The organism is Actinomadura sp. NPDC000600 (assembly GCF_040492135.1).
In the GTDB taxonomy this organism is placed as follows: Bacteria; Actinomycetota; Actinomycetes; order Streptosporangiales; family Streptosporangiaceae; genus Spirillospora.
Map to the genome: position 1 here is coordinate 43981 of NZ_JBEUPD010000046.1, position 17404 is coordinate 61384.

Annotated in this window: 16 protein-coding genes, 2 pseudogenes and 1 riboswitch; of the genes and pseudogenes, 11 read left to right on the forward strand and 7 right to left on the reverse strand. The window is 75.3% G+C overall.

From position 1 onward, the window contains the following. Positions 1-195: 195 nt before the first annotated feature. The 5 genes and pseudogenes from bla (at position 196) to glyA (ending at position 5358) form a co-directional block, all read left to right on the forward strand. Complete coding sequence (bla, locus tag ABWI07_RS38935) at positions 196-1143, forward strand: class A beta-lactamase (RefSeq protein WP_353821603.1); 948 nt, start codon at positions 196-198, stop codon at positions 1141-1143. A 77-nt stretch (positions 1144-1220) separates the two neighbouring features. After that, complete coding sequence (locus tag ABWI07_RS38940) at positions 1221-2348, forward strand: MFS transporter (RefSeq protein ID WP_149258135.1); 1128 nt, start codon at positions 1221-1223, stop codon at positions 2346-2348. Positions 2349-2424: 76 nt separating this feature from the next. After that, positions 2425-2916, forward strand: coding sequence for an Lrp/AsnC family transcriptional regulator (locus ABWI07_RS38945; protein ID WP_149258136.1), 492 nt, complete (start codon positions 2425-2427; stop codon positions 2914-2916). Between the two features lie 110 nt (positions 2917-3026). After that, a pseudogene (locus ABWI07_RS38950) lies at positions 3027-3842 on the forward strand (DMT family transporter); the annotation flags it as partial. Positions 3843-3946: 104 nt separating this feature from the next. Then, positions 3947-4033: riboswitch (ZMP/ZTP riboswitch) on the forward strand. Between the two features lie 53 nt (positions 4034-4086). Further along, the gene (gene glyA, locus ABWI07_RS38955) at positions 4087-5358 is read left to right on the forward strand and encodes a serine hydroxymethyltransferase (protein ID WP_149258138.1); all 1272 of its coding nucleotides are present in this window, start codon (positions 4087-4089) and stop codon (positions 5356-5358) included. A gap of 3 nt (positions 5359-5361) precedes the next feature. On the opposite strand, the gene ABWI07_RS38960 is transcribed toward glyA, so the two are convergent. Both ABWI07_RS38960 and ABWI07_RS38965 read right to left on the reverse strand, forming a co-directional pair. Next, complete coding sequence (locus ABWI07_RS38960; RefSeq protein ID WP_353821604.1) at positions 5362-6147, reverse strand: class I SAM-dependent methyltransferase; 786 nt, start codon at positions 6145-6147, stop codon at positions 5362-5364. Beyond that, entirely contained in the window at positions 6131-7201 is a 1071-nt protein-coding gene (locus tag ABWI07_RS38965; RefSeq protein ID WP_149258140.1) for a GNAT family N-acetyltransferase, read from the reverse strand. Before ABWI07_RS38965 ends, ABWI07_RS38960 begins: the two co-directional genes overlap by 17 nt. Before the next feature lie 162 nt (positions 7202-7363). Here ABWI07_RS38965 and ABWI07_RS38970 point away from each other — a divergent pair, with 162 nt between their 5' ends. Genes ABWI07_RS38970 through ABWI07_RS38980 form a run of 3 tightly spaced genes read left to right on the forward strand, consistent with a single transcriptional unit; the run spans position 7364 to position 10108 of the window. Further along, on the forward strand, positions 7364-8035 hold the full coding sequence (locus tag ABWI07_RS38970; RefSeq protein ID WP_353821605.1) for a carboxymuconolactone decarboxylase family protein: 672 nt from the start codon (positions 7364-7366) through the stop codon (positions 8033-8035). Further along, positions 8028-8615: a GNAT family N-acetyltransferase gene (locus ABWI07_RS38975; protein ID WP_149258142.1), complete on the forward strand. Its 588-nt coding sequence runs from the start codon at positions 8028-8030 to the stop codon at positions 8613-8615. Before ABWI07_RS38970 ends, ABWI07_RS38975 begins: the two co-directional genes overlap by 8 nt. A gap of 50 nt (positions 8616-8665) precedes the next feature. Further along, positions 8666-10108: an NAD(P)/FAD-dependent oxidoreductase gene (locus ABWI07_RS38980; protein ID WP_149258143.1), complete on the forward strand. Its 1443-nt coding sequence runs from the start codon at positions 8666-8668 to the stop codon at positions 10106-10108. On the opposite strand, the gene ABWI07_RS38985 is transcribed toward ABWI07_RS38980, so the two are convergent. Beyond that, positions 10095-10889, reverse strand: coding sequence for an isocitrate lyase/PEP mutase family protein (locus ABWI07_RS38985; protein WP_149258144.1), 795 nt, complete (start codon positions 10887-10889; stop codon positions 10095-10097). The genes ABWI07_RS38980 and ABWI07_RS38985 overlap by 14 nt on opposite strands. Before the next feature lie 71 nt (positions 10890-10960). Continuing rightward, positions 10961-11689 carry a phosphodiesterase gene (locus ABWI07_RS38990; RefSeq protein WP_149258145.1) on the reverse strand — a complete coding sequence of 243 codons (729 nt, stop codon included), beginning with the start codon at positions 11687-11689 and terminating at the stop codon, positions 10961-10963. A gap of 46 nt (positions 11690-11735) precedes the next feature. Here ABWI07_RS38990 and pdxR point away from each other — a divergent pair, with 46 nt between their 5' ends. From pdxR to ABWI07_RS39005, 3 genes and pseudogenes are all read left to right on the forward strand, one after another. Beyond that, entirely contained in the window at positions 11736-13136 is a 1401-nt protein-coding gene (gene pdxR / locus ABWI07_RS38995; protein WP_353821606.1) for a MocR-like pyridoxine biosynthesis transcription factor PdxR, read from the forward strand. A gap of 210 nt (positions 13137-13346) precedes the next feature. Then, complete coding sequence (locus tag ABWI07_RS39000; protein ID WP_353821607.1) at positions 13347-13892, forward strand: AAA family ATPase; 546 nt, start codon at positions 13347-13349, stop codon at positions 13890-13892. A gap of 119 nt (positions 13893-14011) precedes the next feature. Next, positions 14012-14101, forward strand: a pseudogene (locus ABWI07_RS39005) (VOC family protein); the annotation flags it as partial. A gap of 75 nt (positions 14102-14176) precedes the next feature. Here ABWI07_RS39005 and ABWI07_RS39010 read toward each other — a convergent pair. The 3 genes from ABWI07_RS39010 to ABWI07_RS39020 form a co-directional block, all read right to left on the reverse strand. After that, positions 14177-16300, reverse strand: coding sequence for an MMPL family transporter (locus ABWI07_RS39010; RefSeq protein ID WP_353821608.1), 2124 nt, complete (start codon positions 16298-16300; stop codon positions 14177-14179). A gap of 7 nt (positions 16301-16307) precedes the next feature. Then, the gene (locus ABWI07_RS39015) at positions 16308-16520 is read right to left on the reverse strand and encodes a hypothetical protein (RefSeq protein ID WP_149258148.1); all 213 of its coding nucleotides are present in this window, start codon (positions 16518-16520) and stop codon (positions 16308-16310) included. A 90-nt stretch (positions 16521-16610) separates the two neighbouring features. Further along, positions 16611-17285, reverse strand: a complete 675-nt coding sequence (locus ABWI07_RS39020) for a response regulator (protein WP_149258149.1) — start codon at positions 17283-17285, stop codon at positions 16611-16613. Positions 17286-17404: the final 119 nt, after the last annotated feature.

The following is a 17404-nucleotide window of genomic DNA, read 5'->3' on the forward strand; positions in this document are numbered from 1 at the left end:
TGTCGGACCCACCGGTCCCACCGGCATCGGCAGAATCGCCGGTCTCCCCGGTGGCGCCTCGGCGGGCCCCTCTGACCAGCGTCGATATGCGCGCGCGTATGGCGGCACGAGCGATATCCATATTGGACGCCGCGAGTGCGGCTCTGGTCTGCTGAGCGGCGTCCGCCCTCCGCCCCGGGAAAGCAGGTGCCCCGCATGCCGTTCGAGCAGTCCGGCTCTTCCCGGCGGACGCTGCTGGCCGCCGCGGCCCTCCTGCCGCTGGCCGGATGCGCGGAGAGGGAACGACCGCCCTCCGCGGCGGCATCGCCGTCCGCACGGTCCCCGGACGTCTCGGCGGCCGTGCAGCCGGACGCGTCGCGGTTCGCGGCGCTCGAACGCCGGCACGGCGCCCGCCTCGGCGTGTACGCGGTGGCGACCCGGACCGGAGCCGAGGTGGCCTACCGCGCCGACGAGCGCTTCGCGTTCTGCTCCACCTTCAAGGCGCTCGCCGCGGCGGCGGTCCTGCACGGCAATCCGCTCGCCCACCTCGACGAGCGCGTCACCTACACCCGGGCCGACGTGAACTCCATCTCACCGATCACCAAGGACCGCGTCGACACCGGCATGACGATCCGGGAGCTGTGCGACGCCGCCGTCCGCTACAGCGACGGCACGGCGGGGAACCTGCTGATGCGCGACGCCGGCGGCCCGGCAGGGCTCACCGCCTACCTGCGCGGGCTCGGCGACGCCGTCAGCCGCATGGACGACTACGAGCCCGAACTGAACAGGGTCCGCCCGGACGATCCCCGGGACACGACGAGCCCACGGGCGATCGCCGCCGACTACCGCGCGATCGTCCTCGGGGACGCGCTGGAGCCCGGGAAGCGCGCCCTGGTCCGCGGCTGGCTCGAACGCAGCGCCACCGCCGTCGGGGCCGAACGCGTCAAGGCCGGGCTGCCCCGGGGCTGGCGGACGGCGAGCAAGACCGGGACCGGCGACTACGGCAGGGCCAACGACATCGCGGTCGTGTGGCCTCCCCGGGGAGCTCCGCTGATGGTGGCCGTCATGACCGACCGTCCGGGGTACGGCACCCCGCCCAAGAACGCCCTGATCGCGGAGGCCGCGAAGCTGGTCGTCTCCGGCCTGTCGCGGGCAGGGTTGTGACGGTCTCCGCCCCCGCGTCGGGAACCGCACCCGCCCCCGCCCCGCCCGCTCCCGCGGCGGACCCGTCCGGTCGCCGCGTGATCGCGGCGGTCGTGGCGATCCAGCTGGCCGCGAGCCTCGGCTTCTTCTCGGTGATGGCGCACCTCGTCGCGCACCTCCGGCACGACCTGGGACTGCTGGCCGGCACGGTCGGCCTGGTCCTCGGCGTGCGGGTGGGGCTCCAGTTCGCGCTGCTCCTCCCGGTCGGCACGGTCACCGACCTGCTCGGCGCGCGCCGGACCGGGATGCTGTCCTGCGCCGTGCGCGCGCTGGGGTTCGCGATGCTCGGGTACGCCGAGGGCGTGGGCGCGCTGCTCTGCGCGGCCGTCGTCCTCGCGGTGGGCGGCGCCCTCTACAACCCCGCGGCCCACAGCCTGCTGGCGGCCGTCGGTCCCGGCGGAAGGTCCGGCGGCTTCGCCGCCTACGTCGTCGCCCAGCACCTGGCGACCGTCGCGGGCCCGCCGATGGGCCTGCTCCTCCTGGGGACGGGGGCCGGGTTCCCCCTCCTGACGGGCACCGCCGCCGCTCTCTGGACGGTCGCGGGCGCCCTGTTCCTGGTCGTGCCCCGGTCCGGCGCGAAGCGCGCCGCCGCGGGCCTCCGCGACGTCCTCGCGGGCGTCCGGGCGGTGCTCGGCGACCGGAGGTTCCTGTACTTCGCGCTGCTGACCGCGCCGACGACGCTGCTCGCGACCCACATCATGACGGCCGCGCCCCTCCTCGGCTTCAGGCCCGCGGTGGCGACGCTGTCCTTCTCCCTCCTGGCCATGGTGGCGGCGGCGGTCCAGCCCTTCGTCGCCGTCCGGCGGCGGGGGGAGCGGCCGTGGGTGCTGCGCCTCGGCCTGCTGTGCGCCGCGGCGGCGTTCTTCGTGCTCGCGGCGCTGGACGGCACGCAGGCCGGCCCGCTGATGGCCGCGGCCGTCCTCAACGGGGTGGCGAACGGCCTCGTCCAGCCGGCGGTCTTCCAGCGCACCGCGCGGCACGCCCCGGTGGAGCGCTTCGGCTCGTACTACGGCGTCCTGGCGTTCTGCGCCGGCATGTTCTCCTTCGCGGGCGACCTGGTGATCGGCCGTCTCTTCGATCTGGGGCCGGCGGGCGCGGTCTGGGCCCTCGCCGGGGTCGGCGCCTGCGCGCTCGTGGCCGTGGCGGGCACGGCCCGGGTCGAATAATCTTCGGGGAACGGGACATAAGGGCGCGGTTCCCGCGCGGGAGTTCGGCGTCCGCCGGGCAGTTCGGAGGAACCTCATGGACGCGGTCGACCAGGCGATCCTGCGGCGCCTGCAGCGCGACGGGCGGCAGACCAACCGCGAACTGGCCGAGGCGGTGGGGATCGCGCCGTCCACGGCCCTGGAGCGGACGCGGGCGCTGCGCGCGCGGGGCGTCATCACCGGGTTCCACGCGGCGGCCGACCTGGAGCGGCTGGGGCGCGGGGTGCAGGCGCTGATCTCCATCAGGATCCGGCCCCAGTCGCGCGAGGCCATCGAGTCCGCCCGCGACAGCATGGCCTCGATGCCCGAGACGATCGGGGTCTTCGTGGTGACCGGGAACGAGGACCTGCTCGTCCACGTGGCCGTGCCGAGCACCGCCTACCTCCGCGACTTCGTCCTCGACCGGCTGGCGCGCCGCAAGGAGTACGTGGACGTCCGCACCATCGTCGTGTACGACTACGTCCAGCCGGTGGAGCAGTCCGAACTTCCGTCGGCGCACCGGCCGGAAGGGCGAACGGCCTACACCTGACAGGCAGCGTTCCCCCGTGTGGTCGAAGGATTGACGGGTCCACGCGCCTGGGTCGAATGAAACGACGGCTGTGCACGCCATCTCCCGCATGTTCGCCTAGCTTCGGCGGCATGGAGCGACGAAACCATTCATCCGGTGCGCTGCTGGTGCTCGCCGCCGGCGTGCTCTGGGGGACGGTCGGGCCGGCGCAGGTGCTGGCCGGGCCGTCCGCGAGCCCGGTCGCGGTCGGCGGCGCCCGGATCCTCTCGGGCGGGCTCGTGCTCGCCGTCCTCGTCCTCGCGGCGGACCGCCGGGCGTTCCGCGCGCTGACCCGGCCGGCCTGGGCGCCGATCGCGGCTGCCTCCGCCGCGACCGGCACCTTCCAGGCGTCGTTCTTCAGCGCGGTCGACCGGACGGGCGCCGCCGTCGCGACCGCCGTGGTCTTCGGGCTCGCGCCCGTCTCGACAGGTCTCTGCGAACGGCTCGTCCTGCGGGCCGGGCTCAGCCGCCGCTGGTGGGCCGGGACGGCCTGCGCGGTCGGCGGCGTGGCCCTGCTGATGGTGCCGGGGCAGGCCGTCCACGCCGACCCCGCCGGGATCGCGCTGAGCCTTGTCGGCGGGACGTGCTTCGGCGTCTACACGGTGTCGGCCAAGGTCCTGACGGGCCGCGGCGCGGGGACGTCCGGCATGGCGATGGCGGCCGCGGTGTCGGTGACGCTGCTCGCCGGGGGAGCGGCCCTGCTGCGCTGGACGCTGCCGGAGCTGCCGGCGCTCGCCGCGCCGCGCTCGGCCGCGCTGGTGGCCTGGCTCGGGATCGCCGCCACCGCCGCCGCGTACATGTTCTTCGTCACCGGCCTCGGGCGGGTGTCCGCCGCGACCGCCGGGACGCTCAGCCTCGCCGAGCCGCTCGTCGCCACCGGCCTCGCCGTCGCCGTCCTCGGCGAGCGGATGCCGCCGCCCGTCGCGGCCGGGTCGCTGCTGCTGATGGGCGGTCTGTTCCTGGTCTCGGTGCCCGAGCGCGCCCGGCGCGGACGCGGGGCGGCCCGGTATGATGGCGCCCACGCGACTGGCGCAGTCAAGGTGGAGACGACCACCGGGGAGCGAAAGTAGTCCGCACACCGCGCGCCTGGGTGTACGGGTCCCCTTCGCCGGGGCGCCCGAAGCCCTGGCGCGAACAGCGCGGAGGCTCACGATGCACGAACCGGCCGTACCCCGTCTGCAAGGCCAGGACCCCGAGATCGCGGAGCTGGTGGAGGCCGAGGCCCGGCGCCAGTACGAGAAGATCCGGCTGATCGCCTCGGAGAACTACGTGTCGGAGGCGGTGCTGGAGGCCGCTGGCACGGTCCTGACCAACAAGTACTCCGAGGGCTACGCGGGCAAGCGCTACTACGAGGGCCAGCAGAACGTCGACCCCATCGAGCTGCTCGCCATCGAGCGGGCGAAGGGCGTGTTCGGCGTCGAGCACGCCAACGTCCAGCCCTACTCGGGCTCGCCCGCCAACCTCGCGGTCTACATGGCGTTCCTGGAGCCGGGCGACGCGGTCATGGGCCTGTCGCTGCCGATGGGCGGCCACCTCACGCACGGCTGGTCGGTGTCGGCCACCGGCAAGTGGTTCCGGCCCGTCCGCTACGACGTGCGGGCCGACACCGGCCGGATCGACATGGACCAGGTGCGCGACCTCGCGCTCAAGGAGCGGCCGAAGCTGATCTGGTGCGGCGGCACCGCGATCCCGCGCACGATCGACTTCCCGGCGTTCGCCGAGATCGCCCGGGAGGCCGGCGCGGTGCTGGCCGCCGACATCGCGCACATCGCGGGCCTGGTCGCCGGCGGCGCGCACCCGTCCCCGGTCGGGCACGCGGACGTCATCACCACGACCACGCACAAGACGCTGCGCGGCCCCCGCGGCGCCATGATCATGTCGACGGCGGAGCACGCGAAGGCGGTCGACAAGGCCGTCTTCCCCGGCCTGCAGGGCGGGCCGCACAACCACACGACGGCCGCGATCGCCGTCGCGCTGAAGGAGGCGGCGCGGCCGGACTTCGCCGGGTACGCCCGGCAGGTCGTCGCCAACGCCAAGGTGCTGGCCGCCGCGCTGCTGGACCGCGGCTACGACCTGATCTCCGGCGGCACCGACAACCACCTCATCCTCATCGACCTCACGACCAAGGGCGTGGCGGGCAAGCCCGCCGCGCAGGCGCTCGACCGCGCCGGCATCGAGCTCAACTACAACGCCGTCCCCTTCGACCCGCGCAAGCCGTTCGACCCCTCCGGGCTGCGGCTCGGCACCGCGGCGATCACCACCCGGGGGCTCGGCGAGGAGCACATGCCGCAGGTCGCGGCGTGGATCGACGAGGTCGTCCAGGCCGCCGCCAAGGAGGACGAGACGGTCCTGGACCGGGTCGCCGGGCAGGTCCGCGAGCTGCTCGCCGCCTACCCGATGCCGGGCTGGCGGTCCGCGCCCTGACGCTCAGCGCGGGCGCAGCAGCGTGATCATGCGCCAGGCCTCGGGGTCGGCCAGGGGCACCGCGTCCTCGCCGGCCCCGAAGTCGCCGTACTGCGCCGCCACCTCCAGACCGCCCGCGAGGCGGATCGCGGCGTCCAGCTCGGTGGCCGTCCAGAACCGGTAGGGCACGACGTCGCGGACGACCCGCGACTCCGCGCCCTCCCCGGTGATGGTCATCGTGACGTGGTCGTCGGCGATCAGGGTGACCGGGTCCAGCCGGTCGGACGGCTCGCCCCAGCGCACGCTCGCCCGGACGCCGTCCCGCTCGACCGTCCACCCGGTGCTGACGCTCGGGTCGTCGCCCAGCCGGTCGCGGGGATGCGACATCTCGACGACGTAGAGGCCGCCGGGGGACAGGTGCGCGGCGGCGCGGCGCAGGTGCGCCACGAACGCGTCCAGCGTCATGAGGTGGGACGTGGAGTCCAGCATGGTCGCGATGAGGTCGAACCGGCGGCCCAGCGCGAACCGCGTCATGTCGCCCTCGACGACCTCCAGCGCGACGCCGGCCTTCTCGGCCTCGCGGGCGGCGTAGGCGCACATCCGCGGGTTGAGGTCGAGCGCCGTCGCCGCCAGGCCGCGGCGGGCGAACTCGCGGGCGTGCTCGGCGGGGCCGGCGGCCAGCTCCAGCGCCGTGCGGGGGGCGAGGCCCTGCTCGGCGCACCAGCCGAGGAGCACCTCCACCTCGGCCGGCACGTCGCGGAACGAGCACGCCAGCTCGTACGCCCAGGGGTCGTCATATACGCCGCTCACCCGCCCATCCTGCCAGCGCCCCCGGCTCGGCGGGACGGCCGTCCAGGCGCAGCCTGATCTCCACGACCGCGGTGTCCTCGGTGCGCCGGGTCCGCCCGCCGAGCGAGGTCAGCAGCCGCCGCATCCGGGCGTTCTCGCTCAGCGCGGTCGCGCGCACCTCCACCAGGCCGCGGTCCCGGGCCAGCGCGAGCAGCAGCACGGCGAGGCCGCGGCCGAGCCCGCGGCCCTGCCAGGCGTCCTCGACCAGGAACGCCACCTCCGCGGCGCCCGGATCGCGGACGAGGACCAGGTGGGCGAGCGCCAGCAGCGACCCGTCCGGGCCCTCGGCGACCAGCGTCATGCCGCGCGAGGGGTCGCAGAACCGCTCGAACGCCCGCCGCGGCGGATACGGCTTGGGGCTGAAGTAGCGCATCCGGCGGCTGTCCAGCGAGCAGCGCTCGTGCAGCGCCCGCACGGTGTCCGCGTCGCGCCGCTCGATCGGCCGGACGACCACCTGCGTGCCGTCGCGCAGCGCGATCCGCCGGGACGCGCAGGGACGCGGCACGGTGGGAAGCGCGGCGCGAACCAGCGCGTCCGCCCGCGCCGCCTCGGTCGCGGTGAACGGCAGGCCCACGCGGCGGAGCCGGACCGAGCGGCCGCGCACCGGGACGAGGAGGTCGCACCGGTCGGGCTCCCCGTCCTCCCCGCCGGGTGAGTGCCAGCGCGCGTCGTCGGCGCGCAGCAGCTCCCCGAGGATCTCGGGCACCGCGTGCGGTTCGGCGCGGAGGCGCGACGCCAGGACGAGGACGCGGGTCGGCTCGTCCACCAGCTCGTGGGGGCGGGCGGGCAGGACGGCGGTCCGGGTCCCGCCCGCCGCGCCCAGCGCCTCGGCGAGGGCGCGCGCGTCCGGACCGCCGGGCGGGACGTCGACGACGAACTCGTCCACCACCCCGCCCGAGTCGAGCTGGACGGACAGCCCGAGGATGTTGGCGCCGCGCCGGGCCAGCGCGGCCGTGAGGGAGGCGAGGCGGCCGGGCCGGTCCTCGATCTCGGTGCGGATGCGGAGCAGCGGCATGGGACGTTCCCTCCGGGGCCCGGTCGCCCCGCTCGTGTCCGGTGCGGTCGCGGACCAGGCTCGCCGACGCGTGTTACGCGGCCGCTACGTCATCGTGTGCCAGGGGTTTCACATTTCGGACGGGGGTTGAGCCGCCCGCCCCGAGCGCCTAGCGTGCGGGGAGTGATCGACCCCGTGAGCGGTGAGCACGTCAACGACCGACCGCGGCGCGGCCCGTCCCCGACGCGGCTCCCGCTGCTCCTCCCCGGTTCGCTCAGCGACGAGCAGCGGGCCGTCTACGAGGCGGTGACGGGCGGGCCCCGCGCCGGCGACCGCAACCCGCCCTTCGCCCTGGCCGACGACATCGGCCGGCTCCAGGGCCCGTTCAACGCGATGCTCTACAGCCCTCCCGTCGGCCTGCCGCTCCAGGACCTCGGCGCGGCGCTGCGCTTCCGCACCGGGTTCACCAAGCGCGAGCGGGAGATCGCGACGCTCGTCGTGGCCGCGCACCTGCGCTCCGACTTCGAGTGGTACGCCCACGAGCGCATCGGGCGCCGGCAGGGGCTCGCCGACGAGGAGATGGACGCGCTGCGCGAGGGCCGGGCCCCGATGCTCGCCGACGTCCGCGAGCGCGTCGTGCACGAGGCGGCGCGGCAGCTCGTGGCCGAGGACGACCTCGCCGACGCCGTGTACACCGAGGCGGTGGCGACGCTCGGCCGCACCGCCCTGGTCGAGCTGGTCGCGCTCGTCGGCTACTACCAGGCGCTCGCACTGCAGCTGCGCGTGTTCCGGGTCGGGGTCCCGGACGGCGAGGCCGCCCCCGAGTGGCCCCCATCGGGGGACGGGGATGAGTGAGGTCCTGCGCACGGTGCGACTCGCCCTGCACCCGGTGTCGATGCGCGACCACGGCGCTCTGCTGACGCACTGGACGGGCCCCCTCGTCCGCCGGCACCTGTTCGACGACCGGGTGGTCACCCCCGTGCAGGTCAGCGAGATCATCGAGGCCAGCGAGCGGGACTTCGCGACCGAGGGCTACGGGCTGTGGGCGCTGCGCCCCGCGCCCTGGTCCCCGGGCGCCGGCGCGGCGGCGCCGGGCGACCCGCTGGTCGGCGTGGCCGGGCTCAGCCACCACGAGGGGCCGCTCGGCCACGGCGTGGACGTCGAGATCCTCTACAGCCTGGAGCCCGACCACTGGGGCCGGGGGCTGGCCGCCGAGGCGTCCCGCGCCGTCCTGGACTACGCGTTCGGGGTGGTCGGCGTGCGCCGGATCACCGCCGAGATCGACACGGCCAACCCCGCGTCGTCGGAGATCGCGCTGCAGCTCGGGATGCGCCGGTGGCGGGACGGCCCGAGCGGCCCCGACGGCGCCGCCTACTATGCGGCCGAACGCTCGCGCTGGATCGGATCCCGTCGAATTGTGGACGCCGTACCCTAGAATCCGTTGCCGACTGTTGCTTTTGCTGCGGAATGCAGCAGGATGAGCGCATGAGCTCCTCCCCGGGCCGGGCGCCCCTGGCCTCCGGCTTCGCCAATGGCGGCGTCTCCTACTGGTACCGGGCGGCCGGGCGCCCCGCCCCCGGTCCCCGCCTGCCCGGCCCGCGCACCGCCGACGTGTGCGTCGTCGGCGCCGGCTACACCGGGCTCTGGACGGCCTACTACCTCAAGCGCGCCCGCCCCGACCTGCGCGTCGTCGTGCTGGAGCGCGAGTTCGCGGGGTTCGGCGCGTCCGGCCGCAACGGCGGCTGGGTGCTGGGGGAGATCGCGGGGTCCCGGGAGCGCTACGCCGCCCGGCACGGGCGCCCCGCCGCGATCGCGCTGCAGCAGGCCATGTTCCAGGCGGTGGACGAGGTCGTCCGCGTCGCCGGAGCCGAGGAGATCGACGCCGGGCTGGTCAAGGGAGGCGTCCTGCACGTGGCCCGCAACGCCGCCCAGCGCGCCCGCCTCGCCGCCCTGGTCGGCGAGGCCCGCGAGTGGGGCTGGAGCGACGACGACCTCGTCCCGCTGCCCGCCGCCGAACGCGACGACCGGCTGCGCGTCGATGGCGCGACCGGCGCTGCGTGGAGCCCGCACGCCGCGCGGGCGCAGCCCGCCGCGCTCGTCCGGGGCCTCGCCGCGGCGGTCCGGCGGCTCGGCGTGGAGGTCTACGAGGGGACGCCCGTCGTCCGGATCGACCCGCGCCGGGGCGCCGCCCCGGCCCGCGCCGTCACCCCGTTCGGGACCGTCACCGCCGAGTTCGTCCTGCGGGGCACCGAGGGCTTCACCGCCGCGCTGCCCGGCCATCGGCGCGACTGGCTCCCGATGAACAGCTCCATGATCGTCACGACGCCGCTGCCCGCCCGCGCCTGGAAGGCGATCGGGTGGGAGCGCCGCGAACTGCTCGGCGACATGGCGCACTACTACATGTACGCGCAGCGCACCGCCGACGACCGCATCGCCTTCGGCGGCCGGGGCCGCCCCTACCGGTACGGGTCGCGCATCGACGACGGCGGCCGGACCGAGCCGTCCACCGTGGACGCGCTCTGGACGATGCTCACACGGATGTTCCCCGCCGTCGCCGACGAAGGGGAGGTGGAAGTGGAGCACGCCTGGTCGGGCGTCCTCGGCGTCCCCCGCGACTGGTGCGCGACAGTGGTCCTCGACCACGCGACCGGGCTCGGCCACGCCGGCGGCTACACCGGCCACGGCGTCGCCACCGCGAACCTCGCCGGGCGCACCCTCCGCGACCTGGTCCTGCGCCGCGACACCGAGCTGACCGCGCTGCCGTGGGTGGACCGGCGCGTCCGGCGCTGGGAGCCCGAACCCCTGCGGTGGCTCGGCGTCCACGCGATGTACGCCCTCTACCGCGCCGCCGACGCCCGCGAGGCGTCCGCGCCCTCCGCGGCCACCTCGGGCCTGGCCCGCCTCGCCGACCGGATCACCGGCCACTGACGAGCCGCTGGACCTCGCCGTACGACGGCACGGCAGGGGCCTCGCCCGCCCCGGTCACCTCGAGCGCCGCGGCGACCGCCGCCCGCAGCGCCGTGCGGAAGAGCAGCGACCCGGTGCTCACCCGGTGCACGCCGAGCCGCGCGAGGCGCCGGTAGTCGGTCCTGCCCGGGAGGTGCAGCACGTTCAGCGGCAGGTCCGTGGCGTCCAGCACGGCCCGGATGCCGGCGTCGTCCGCGATCCCCGGGACGAAGATCCCGTCCGCCCCGGCCGCGGCGAACGCCCGCGCCCGCCGGAGCGTCTCGTCCAGGTCGGGGGAGCCCAGCCAGAACGTGTCGGTGCGGGCGTTCACGAACAGCCCCGGCGCGGCCTCCTTGACGGCGGCGATGACGGCCGCCTGGTGACCGGCGGGAGCGAGGGTCCCGTCGGGACGCCCGTCCTCCAGGTTGATCCCGGCGATCCCGGAGGAGGCGAGTTCGGCGGCCAGCGCGGCCACCTCGCCGGGGCGGGCGGAGAACCCGCCCTCGACGTCTACGGTCACCGGCACGGGCAGCCGCGCCAGCGTCCGGGCCAGCGCGAGGGTCTCGGCGCGCGTGCCGCCGTCCGCGTCGGCCTTCCCGGCCGCCGCGGCGACGCCGAGGCTCGTCGTCCCGATCGCCGGGAACCCGGCCTCGGCCAGCGCCGCGCCGCTCGCGAAGTCCCACGCGTTCGGCAGTACCAGCGGACGGTCGCCGTGGTGCAGCCGCCTGAACCGGTCCGCCTTCTCCGCGCCTCCGAAGTCCATGCCTAGAACCTACGGGCGGGTCGTTTCGGCGCACGTCGAAGCGTTCGCCGCGCCGGCACCCGGGCGCGCCCCTAGAAGGTGCGGTAGTGCGTGCTGAGGCGGCCCTCGTCGTCCAGGACGTGGAACGCGACGCCCGGGGGAGCGTCCATGTCGGCGATGTCGCCTTCCTGCCACGGCAGCCGGAGGGTGGACACGACGCCGGGCGCGACGAGCAGGGGCCGTCCCGCGAAGGTCGTGGCCGCCGCCGTGTGGGCGTGGCCGCACAGCAGCGCCACCACCTGCGGATGGCGCCGGACCACCTCGGCGAGGCGCTGCTCGCCGAACTGCCGGATCCCGTCGACGTAGGGGATCTGGAGATCCACCGGCGGGTGGTGGAAGCAGACGAACGCCGGCGCGTCCGGGGCCGCGGCGAGCCGCCGGTCGAGCCATCCGATCGTCTCGTCGTCGAGGTGCCCGTGGTCCTCGCCGGGGACGGTCGAGTCGCACATCAGGAACGTGGCCCCGCCGATTTCATGGGCGCGGTCGACCGGGCCGCCGCCCGGCGGCTCGTCCAGCAGGACCTCCCGGTAGGGGCCGCGCACGTCGTGGTTGCCGGGGCAGGTGAGCACCGGATGCGGCGACGCCAGCACCTTGCGGGCCTGCTCGTACTCGGCGGGCTCGCCGTGGTCGGCGACGTCCCCGGTGACGAGGACGGCGTCGAGCGGCACGCCGTTCAGGTGGTCCATGACGCGGGCCGCGCGTTCGGCGCGGTGGCCGCCGCCGTCCAGATGGGTGTCGCTGAGCTGCGCGAAAACAATCATGCCGTGAACCTAGAGGTCGACCGGACCAGGATTAAGATCCAGTTCCATGCGCGAAGACTGGACCGGTTCGGTCGATCTGCATCTGGACGTCGACTCCTCCGGGGGCCGCCGGGCGGGCCTCGAACGCGCCCTCCGCGAGGCCATCAGGTCCCGGCGGCTGGCTCCCGGCGACGTCGTCCCGTCGACCCGCGCGCTGGCCGCGGAGCTGGGCGTGGCGCGCGGGACGGTCACCGCCGCCTACGACCAGCTCACGGCCGAGGGCTACCTCACGGCCGTCCCCGGCTCGCGCACGCGGGTCGCGGCGGGTCCCGCGGCCGGGCCCGCCGGATCCGGACCGGCGCCCGCGGAACCGGCGCCCGCCAGGACACCGGTACATGACCTGCTGCCCGGACGGCCCGACCTGAGCACGTTCCCGTCCGCCGCGTGGCTGCGCTCGACGCGCCGCGTGCTGGCGTCCGCCCCGCCCGGCGCGCACGCGCTCGGCGACCCGCGCGGACGACCCGAACTGCGCGAGGCGCTGGCCGGATACCTCGGCCGGGCCCGGGGGGTGCACGCCGACCCGGCCCGGATCGTGGTCACGTCCGGCTACGCCCAGTCCCTCGGCCTCCTGGCCGCCGTCCTGCGGGACCTCGGGACGGCGGCGGTCGCGATGGAGGAGCCGGGGCACTTCTTCCACCGCGAGATCGTCCGGCGCGCCGGGCTCGGCGTCGTCCCCCTGCCGGTGGACGACCGGGGCGCGCGCCCGGACTCGCTCGACCGGGCGGGCGCGGCCGTGCTCACCCCCGCCCACCAGTACCCGACCGGGGCGACCCTCCGCCCGGACCGCCGCCGGGCCTTCGCCGCCTGGGCCCGCGACACGGGCGGGACCGTCGTCGAGGACGACTACGACGGCGAGTTCCGCTACGACCGCCAGCCGGTCGGGGCGTTGCAGGGGACGGCGCCCGACCACGTCGTCTACGGCGGAACCGCGTCCAAGACCCTCGCCCCGGCGCTGCGCCTGGCCTGGCTGGTCCTGCCCGAGCGCCTGGTCGAGCCCTTCGCCGAGGCCAAACGCCTCGCCGACGCTCACACCCAGTCGCTCGCCCAGCTCACTCTGGCCGACCTCATCGACACCCACGCCTACGACCGGCACGTCCGCGCCGCCCGCCTGCGCTACCGGCGCCGCCGCGACCTGCTGGTCGCCGCGCTCCGCGAACGCGTCCCGCACGTCCGGGTCCAGGGGATCGCCGCCGGGCTGCACGCCCTCGTCCTGCTCCCGGACGGGCGGGGTGAGGGCGAGGCCGTGCGCCGCGCCGCGTTCCACGACCTCGCCCTCATGCCTCTCCGCGACCACTGGCAGGAGCCGGACGGCCGCCCGCAGGGCCTCGTCGTCGGCTACAGCACCCCGGTCGGCGCCGCCTACCCCGCCGCCCTGGACGCCCTCTGCGCCGTACTCGCCCGGCCGTGACCCGCCCGGTCGGGCGACCTCCTCGTCGATGCTCCCGGACGGAAGGGGGATGACTTCACGAGCCCCATCCCCGAACGCGATGGTCTGATCACTCACCGTGAAGCGACGGCCCCCTTGCGTCATCGCGACCCGCTTCTGGCCGAAGGCGTCACCTTCGTCACCTCCGGCACCGCGGCGGGCGTCGCACCGATCCGGCTCTAGGCTGATCGCATGGCCGGCAGCGTCCTGATCCTGACGGGCCCGCCCGGAGCGGGGAAGTCGACGGTCGCGGCCCGGGTCGCCCGCCGGCACCAGAGGGCCGTCCACCTGCACACCGACGACTTCTGGCACTGCATCGTGGCCGGGGCGATCCCGCCGTACGAGCCGGCGTCGCGCTCGCAGAACGAGACGGTCATGAACGTCATCGCCGGCGCGGCGTTCGCGTATGCCGACGGGGGCTTCGTCACGGTCGTCGACGGGATCGTCGGCCCGTGGATGCTCCACCACTTCCGCGAGCAGGCGCGGCTGCGCCCCTCGGTGCCGGTCCACTACGCGGCCCTTCGCCCGGATCGCGACGTCACGCTCGCCCGGGCCCAGGCCCGGACCGCGCCCGGCGCGCTGGTGGACCGCCGCCCGGTCCTGGCGATGTGGGACCAGTTCGCCGACCTCGGCGAACTGGAGCGCCACGTGCTCGACACCTCGGACGAGGACGTCGCCGGCACCGAGGCACGGGTCGCCGAGGCCCTCGCCTCCGGCCGCCTCCGGTTGCACCTCTAGGGCGGGCCTTCGGGAGCCGGGCCGGTCGGGTCCGGCGAATCCGCTCGACGTCCCGCGCGGGCGTCTGGCACCGTGGCGGACGGTTATCCGTTCTTCGTTCGACGTGATGGGGGGCCGACGACGTCGGGCAGACGGGCCAGGAGAGCTGGGTCGTCCTGGCCGATCCGGAGGGCAACGAGTTCTGCCTGCTCTGGTCCCGCGTGACCTGACCGCACGTCCGTTCGGTGCCGAGGTCCGAGGGCCGGCACCGCCCCGCGCGTCGCCGGGCGGTGCCGGAGGGGGCCTCAGGCGGTGGGCCGCTCCAGTGCCACCCTCGGGAGGCGCTTCGCGAGGGGCGCGGGGAGCCACCAGGCGTGCCTGCCGAGGAGCTGCATGACCGCCGGGACGATCAGGCAGCGGATGACCAGCGCGTCCAGGAGGACCGCCACCGCCAGGCCGAGGCCGAACTGCTGGAGCATCCGGTCCGGGCTCAGGATGAACGCGGCGAACACCACGATCATGATGGCGGCCGCCGCCGTGATGACCTTGCCGGTGGCCGCCAGGCCCTCGCGGACGGCGCGGGACGGGTCCCGGGTGCGCTCCCACTCCTCGTGGATGCGCGCGACCAGGAACACCTCGTAGTCCATGGAGAGGCCGAACACGATCGCGAAGATCATCACGGGGATGAACGCCTCGATGGGGCCGCTCTGCGCGCCGAACCGGCCGTCCTGGAAGACCAGGACGATCGCGCCGAGCGCCGCGGCGATGGACAGCAGGTTGAGTAGCGCGGCCTTGACCGGGATCAGGACCGATCGGAACACCACCATCAGCAGCAGGGCCGACAGTCCCACCACGACCGCGACGAACAGCGGCATCCGCGCCGACACCGAGTCCGCGAAGTCCTGGGTGGCGGCCGTCGTCCCGCCCACCAGGTATTCCACGCCGGTGCGGTCGGACAGGGCCGGGAGCACGTCGCCGCGCAGCTCGTGCACGAGGTCCGTGGTCCTCGCGTCCTGCGGCGCGGTCGTCGGGTAGGCGACGACGGCGGACACCTCGCCGTCCTTGGACGGGAACGGCGGGGTCGCGGCGGCGATGCCCTCCGTCCGCGCGAGGGCCTCGCGGAGCGGCCCCGCGTCGCCCTTGGCCACCACGATCAGCGGGCCGTTGAAGCCGGGGCCGAACCCCTTCGCCAGCAGGTCGTAGGCCTGCCGGCTGGTCGAGGCCGGGGCGTCGTTGCCGGAGTCGGCGAAACCGAGCCGCATGTCCAGCGCCGGCGCCGAGAGGGCGAGCAGCGCGGCGACCGCGGCGAGCAGCGCCGGAACGGGGCGGCGCTGGACGGCCGCGGCCAGCCGGCGCCAGCCGTCCTCGCGCGGCCGGGACTTCGCGGCCCGCTTGCGGACCTGCCGCTGGATGCGGCCGCCGAAGACGCCGAGCAGCGCGGGCAGCAGGGTCAGCGAGGCGGCCATCGTGACCAGCACGGTCAGCGCGACGGCGAGCGCCACCCCCTGGAGGGAGCCGAGCCCGAGGGCGATCAGGCCCAGCAGCGCGATGATGACGGTGCAGCCGGCGAAGAAGACGGTGCGCCCGGCGGCGTCCAGCGCCATGCGGGTCGCGGCCGGGGAGTCGGCCCCGTTCCGCAGCTCGTGCCGGTAGCGGTAGAAGATCAGCAGGGCGTAGTCCACGCCGACGCCCAGCCCGATCAGCATCATGATCGGCGGGGTGAAGTCGGCGACCGTGAACGCGTGCGAGGCGAGCGCGATCAGCCCGACCGCGCCGCCCACCGCGAACACGGCGGTGACCAGGGGCAGCGCCGCCGCCACGAGGGAGCCGAACAGGAACACGAGGATGACCAGGGCGGCCAGCATCCCGGCGCCCTCGGCGCCGCCGCCCCCGCCCTCCTCGGCGCCGCGGACGGCGTCGCCGCCGAGTTCGACGCGCAGCCCGTCCCCGGAGGCCGCCTGCGCGGTTTCGATGATCTTGGTGATCCGCTCCTTCGGCACGTCCTCCGCCGCGCCGTCGAGCGTCACGGTCGAGTAGCCGACGGTGCCGGATCCGGAGACCGACAGGTCGCCGACGTCGGCGACCGCGGGCAGCCGGCGCACCTCGTCGAGCATCCGCCCGACTTCCTGCCGCTCGCCCCGCAGGCCCGCCGGGGCCTCGGCGACGATCTGGACCGTGGCGCCGGCCTGGCGGGAGCCGTGCTCCTCCATCAGGTCGGCGGCGGCCTGCGACTCGGTTCCGGGCAGCGAGAAGTCGTTGTGGTAGGCGGCGCCGGCGGCCTGCGAGCCGACCGTGATCGCCGCGACCACCAGCACCCACAGGGCGAGGGCGGCCCAGCGGCGGCGCTGCGACCAGGCGGCCAGGCGCCCGAACCGGCCCGCGGGGGGAGTGGGGCCCGCGTGTGCGGGCGCCGTGTTTGGAATGGACATGCAGACGTCAACCTCGGGTCTTGAAGCGGGTGCCGACGAACGCGCCTGCGACGGCGCACAGGATCGGCACGGAGATGAAGGCGGCGAGCAGGGCGGGCGTCCCGCCCACGTCGAGCGTCCGGTCGAGGACGAAATGGAAGAACACGCCGACGGCCTCGGTCAGCATGAAGCCCGCGGCCCCTCCGACCAGGAACCCGAGCACGGCACCCGTGAGATTCATGGCGCCAGCATCGGGACGCGGTACGCCGCGCGGCATCGGCCCCCGGTGTGCACCCGGGGCACCCCACCGGTTGCGGGTGCGGGGGGCGGGTTACCGCTCCGGTCGCATCCAGGCGGGGTTGACCATCCCGGACTCGTAGGCCAGGACGACGAGCTGCGAGCGGTCCCGCGCGTCGAGCTTGGTCATGATGCGGCTGACGTGCGACTTGACGGTGGCGGGGCTGAGCACCAGCCTGCCGGCGATCTCGTTGTTGCTCAGCCCGCCCGCGACGAGGACCATGACCTCGCGCTCGCGGTCGGTGAGGGCCCGCAGCCGGGCGCCGGGCCTCGGCGCCTCGACGCGCCCGGCGAACTCGCCGATCAGCCTGCGGGTGACGGACGGCGTGATCAGCGCGTCGCCGCGCGCCGCGACGCGCACGGCGTGGATCATCTCCGCCGGCTCGGTGTCCTTGAGCAGGAAGCCGGTGGCGCCGGCGCGCAGCGCGCCGTAGACGTACTCGTCGAGGTCGAAGGTGGTCAGGATGACGACCCTGACCGCGTCCAGCCGGGCGTCGGAGGTGATCCGGCGGGCGGCCTCCAGGCCGTCCATCCGGGGCATCCGCACGTCCAGCAGCGCCACGTCCGGGCGCAGTTCGCGGCAGGCCGCCACCGCCTGCTCGCCGTCGGCGGCCTCGCCGACCACCGTGATGTCGTCCTCGTCGTCGAGGATGGACCGGAACCCGGCCCGGACGAGCCCCTGGTCGTCGGCGAGCAGAACCTTGATCATCACAGGGGTGCCTCGTTCCGGTACGGAAGGCGGGCGCGGACGAGGTAGCCGCCGCCGGGCCGGCCGCCCGCGGTGAGCTCGCCGCCGAGAGCGCGGGCGCGCTCGCGCATGCCGCCGAC

What these genes read in the sequence shown, in the direction of transcription:
- ABWI07_RS38945 (WP_149258136.1), top strand. Translation starts at nt 2,425, where the DNA reads ATGGACGCGGTCGACCAGGCGATCCTGCGGCGCCTGCAGCGCGACGGG.
- ABWI07_RS39020 (WP_149258149.1), bottom strand. Translation starts at nt 17,285, where the DNA reads ATGATCAAGGTTCTGCTCGCCGACGACCAGGGGCTCGTCCGGGCCGGG.
- ABWI07_RS38985 (WP_149258144.1), bottom strand. Translation starts at nt 10,889, where the DNA reads ATGGACTTCGGAGGCGCGGAGAAGGCGGACCGGTTCAGGCGGCTGCAC.
- ABWI07_RS39015 (WP_149258148.1), bottom strand. Translation starts at nt 16,520, where the DNA reads ATGAATCTCACGGGTGCCGTGCTCGGGTTCCTGGTCGGAGGGGCCGCG.
- ABWI07_RS38990 (WP_149258145.1), bottom strand. Translation starts at nt 11,689, where the DNA reads ATGATTGTTTTCGCGCAGCTCAGCGACACCCATCTGGACGGCGGCGGC.
- glyA (WP_149258138.1), top strand. Translation starts at nt 4,087, where the DNA reads ATGCACGAACCGGCCGTACCCCGTCTGCAAGGCCAGGACCCCGAGATC.
- bla (WP_353821603.1), top strand. Translation starts at nt 196, where the DNA reads ATGCCGTTCGAGCAGTCCGGCTCTTCCCGGCGGACGCTGCTGGCCGCC.
- ABWI07_RS39000 (WP_353821607.1), top strand. Translation starts at nt 13,347, where the DNA reads ATGGCCGGCAGCGTCCTGATCCTGACGGGCCCGCCCGGAGCGGGGAAG.
- ABWI07_RS39010 (WP_353821608.1), bottom strand. Translation starts at nt 16,300, where the DNA reads ATGTCCATTCCAAACACGGCGCCCGCACACGCGGGCCCCACTCCCCCC.
- ABWI07_RS38980 (WP_149258143.1), top strand. Translation starts at nt 8,666, where the DNA reads ATGAGCTCCTCCCCGGGCCGGGCGCCCCTGGCCTCCGGCTTCGCCAAT.
- ABWI07_RS38965 (WP_149258140.1), bottom strand. Translation starts at nt 7,201, where the DNA reads ATGCCGCTGCTCCGCATCCGCACCGAGATCGAGGACCGGCCCGGCCGC.
- pdxR (WP_353821606.1), top strand. Translation starts at nt 11,736, where the DNA reads ATGCGCGAAGACTGGACCGGTTCGGTCGATCTGCATCTGGACGTCGAC.
- ABWI07_RS38975 (WP_149258142.1), top strand. Translation starts at nt 8,028, where the DNA reads ATGAGTGAGGTCCTGCGCACGGTGCGACTCGCCCTGCACCCGGTGTCG.